Source organism: Streptomyces sp. SID12501, from assembly GCF_010550245.1.
In the GTDB taxonomy this organism is placed as follows: domain Bacteria; phylum Actinomycetota; class Actinomycetes; order Streptomycetales; family Streptomycetaceae; genus Streptomyces.
In genome coordinates this window covers 1-387 of the sequence record NZ_JAAGLU010001050.1, presented here as the reverse complement: position 1 = coordinate 387, position 387 = coordinate 1, and the positions used below count along the sequence as shown (strand labels likewise).

The window sequence follows — 387 nt, the reverse complement described above, 5'->3', positions numbered from 1 at the left end:
CCATACGTGGCTGCGGTGACTTCGGAGACCACGGCCCCCGGCCCCACCCCTCACCACCCGGCGGCCACAACCGGGGGACACACGAGCCGGACGCGCAGGAGAGGACCGAAGCCGCATGAGTGCCGCGCCCCGGCCGTCGACCACCCCGCAGCCGCCGGCCCTGCCCGACGCGATCCGCGCCACCCTCGCCCGGGTCGCCCCTCATCTCCTCGCCGACTTCGACCGCGACCGGGCGGCCGGCACCGCCCACGCCCGTACCGAGGTGTCCGCCGCTCCCCTGCGCACCTTCACCGAGGCATGGGCCGTCGAGGTGGCCATCGCCCGGCACCCCGAGACCGCTGCCCGGCTTCGCGCGTTGGAGAGCCGCGCCGGAGAAGTCACCGACCT

At 76.0% G+C, this 387-nt stretch carries 1 protein-coding gene; it reads left to right on the top strand.

Annotation, left to right across the window (positions count from 1 at the left end; all coding sequences use genetic code 11):
* Positions 1-115 precede the first annotated feature (115 nt).
* Positions 116-387: hypothetical protein (locus G3I71_RS49770; protein WP_164325597.1), on the top strand; the 272-nt coding region annotated here is incomplete at its 3' end.